We start from the raw sequence: 3,522 nt of genomic DNA on the forward strand, positions 1-3,522 counted from the left end.
ATAAAACAAAAAACCCTAACCATTTAGGTTAGGGTCTACTACCTGTTGTAGTCAATTAAGACTGGCAATGACTTACTCTCCCACCTGTGACAGCAGTACCATCAGCGCTACCGGGCTTAACTTCTCTGTTCGGAATGGATAGAGGTGGACACCGGCGCTATAATCACCATAAGACCTTCAATATCTTCTGACATGAATGTGAAAGAGTAACATTTAAGTAAACAAACTAATAACAGGAAAGCATACGGGTAATTAGTATTGCTCAGCTTTGACATCTCTGCCTGTACACCTGCAACCTATCTACGTCATCGTCTTTAACGTCCCTTAAAATAGAAGCCTCATCTTGAGGTGGGTTTCGCACTTAGATGCTTTCAGCGCTTATCCCTGCCAAACTTAGCTACTCAGCAATGCACCTGGCGGCACAACTGATACACCAGAGGTTTGTCCAACCCGGTCCTCTCGTACTAAGGTCAGACCCTCGCAAGCTTCTTACGCCCACAACAGATAGGGACCGAACTGTCTCACGACGTTCTGAACCCAGCTCGCGTGCCACTTTAATGGGCGAACAGCCCAACCCTTGGGACCTTCTCCAGCCCCAGGATGTGACGAGCCGACATCGAGGTGCCAAACCTCCCCGTAGATATGAGCTCTTGGGGGAGATCAGCCTGTTATCCCCAGAGTACCTTTTATCCTTTGAGCGATGGCCCGTCCATGAGGAACCACCGGATCACTATATCCCAGTTTCCTGCCTGATCGACTTGTAGGTCTCACAGTCAAGCACCCTTATGCTATTACACGCTATGCACGGTTACCAATCGTGCTGAGGGTACCTTTGAAAGCCTCCGTTACGCTTTTGGAGGCGACCACCCCAGTCAAACTACCCACCAAACAATGTCTCCCCTAATAGGAAATTAGGTATCAGATAAGTAAAGGGTGGTATTTCAACAGCGACTCTAACACGCCTAGCGACGCATCTTCATAGTCTCCCACCTATCCTACACATCAATTACCCAATACCAATGTTAAGCTGTAGTAAAGGTTCATGGGGTCTTTCCGTCCCGTTGCGGGTACGCGGCATCTTCACCGCGACTACAATTTCACCGAGCTCATGGCCGAGACAGTGCCCAGATCGTTACACCATTCGTGCAGGTCGGAACTTACCCGACAAGGAATTTCGCTACCTTAGGACCGTTATAGTTACGGCCGCCGTTTACCGGGGCTTCAGTTCAATGCTTCTCTATATACATAGATAACATCCCCCCTTAACCTTCCGGCACCGGGCAGGTGTCAGGCCTTATACTTAATCTTTCAATTTCGCAAAGCCATGTGTTTTTGTTAAACAGTCGCCTGGGCCTTTTTACTGTGGCTGCCCACTCGCGTGGGGAAGCGCCCCTTCTCCCGAAGTTACAGGGCCATTTTGCCTAGTTCCTTAGCCATGAATCACTCGAGCACCTTAGGATACTCTCCTCAACTACCTGTGTCGGTTTACGGTACGGGTAACTAGTCAATTAACGCTTAGAGGGTTTTCTCGGAAGTCTGATTAGGCACATTATCCACGCTGCCGAAGCATTGTGGTACTATCCACCTTCAGCAATACCTGCGGATTTGCCTGCAAGTACTATACCTTTGATGTTTAACGTACTATTCCGTCTGTACGCAGTGCTTTCACTACTCCGTCGCCCCATCACTTTGAATAGTTAGTATCGGAATATTAACCGATTAGCCATCGACTGCCCCTTTCGGGTATGCCTTAGGACCCGACTAACCCCCAGCTGATTAGCATTGCCGGGGAAACCTTAGTCTTTCGGTGTGCGGGTTTCTCGCCCGCATTATCGTTACTTATGCCTACATTTGCTTTTCTAATCGCTCCATAAATCGTCACCAATTTACTTCTCCGCAATTACAATGCTCCCCTACCAATATATATGAATATATACCCCAAAGCTTCGGTAATATGCTTAATGCCCGATCATTATCGATGCTCGGTCGCTCGACCAGTGAGCTGTTACGCACTCTTTAAATGAATGGCTGCTTCCAAGCCAACATCCTGGCTGTCTAGGCAACTGAACCGCCTTTGCTCAACTTAGCATATATTTTGGGACCTTAGCTGCTGGTCCGGGTTCTTGCCCTCTCGGATCAGGACCTTAGCACCCTGACCCTCACTGCAACACTTTTTTGATAGCATTCGGAGTTCATCAGGAGTTGGTAGGATATGACTCCCCCTAGTCCTATTGGTAGCTCTACCTCTATCAAAAATTATGTCACGCTGCTCCTAAAAGCATTTCGGGGAGTACGAGCTATTTCTTGGTTTGATTGGCCTTTCACCCCTACCCACAACTCATCCAAAGACTTTTCAACGTCTATTGGTGCGGGCCTCCATGCTGTGTTACCAGAACTTCACCCTGGTCATGGGTAGATCACCAAGTTTCGCGTCTACCACTAATGACTAAACGCCCTGTTCAGACTCGCTTTCGCTCCGGATTCGTGACTATGATCACTTAACCTCGCCAATAAATGGTAACTCGTAGGCTCATTATGCAAAAGGCACGCCGTCATCCTATAACAGGACTCCGACCGCTTGTAAGCGTATGGTTTCAGGTACTTTTTCACCCCCTTATTCAGGGTACTTTTCACCTTTCCCTCACGGTACTCGTTCACTATCGGTCTCTCAGGAGTATTTAGCCTTACCGGATGGTGCCGGCTAATTCAGTCAGAGTTTCTCCGGCTCCGACCTACTCAGGAAAATAGGTAGTATATCTCAAATCCCTTTAAGGGGCTTTCACCCGCTATGGCTTAACTTCCCAGCTAATTCAAGTAAATCTAATAATATACACAGCCCTATCCCTACTACCCCATAATAGCCGTAACTAAAATGGTTTGGGCTAATTCGCGTTCGCTCGCCACTACTAACGAAATCACTATTGTTTTCTATTCCTCCGGGTACTTAGATGTTTCAGTTCCCCGGGTTTGCCTCCCAAATATAATTCAGGATGTCTGGTCTTCAACCAGACGGGTTGTCCCATTCGGATATCCACGGATCAATTCGTGTGTGCCAATCCCCGTGGCTTTTCGCAGCTTATCACGTCCTTCTTCGCCTCTGAGAGCCTAGGCATCCCCCATACGCCCTTAAATACTTTCTTCTAATACGCGTCGTTTATCGAGGAGTTTTATATCTGATACAAAATACATCAAATATAAATATTCCCTAGTGTCTTAAATGTTTCTCTTTCAACATGTCAATGAACTCTTGGCCATACATACGTTCACCTTTAAGCAAACAAACCTAAATGTCAATACATCCAAGCTGTACAGCGGCGTCAATAAAGTACAACTAAAGCCATACAATATTAATCATTAAAATCAAATACGCTTAAACAAACTAAATACCTCAGCCATACAACGACAACGCTAGCTAACACTAAATCCCCAAATGTGGAGGATATCGGAGTCGAACCGATGACCTCCTGCGTGCAAGGCAGGCGCTCTAGCCAGCTGAGCTAATCCCCCATGGATTTAGTGTGG

At 47.0% G+C, this 3,522-nt stretch carries 1 tRNA gene and 2 rRNA genes; all 3 read right to left on the minus strand.

The features are described from left to right. Positions 1-59 precede the first annotated feature (59 nt). Positions 60-171 (minus strand): 5S ribosomal RNA (gene rrf, locus AC04NP_RS30350). 61 nt (positions 172-232) lie between these two features. Next, a 23S ribosomal RNA gene (locus tag AC04NP_RS30355) occupies positions 233-3,140 on the minus strand. 293 nt (positions 3,141-3,433) lie between these two features. Further along, positions 3,434-3,507 (minus strand) — tRNA-Ala (locus tag AC04NP_RS30360). Positions 3,508-3,522: the final 15 nt, after the last annotated feature.

Source organism: Agaribacillus sp. DX54 (assembly GCF_056858335.1).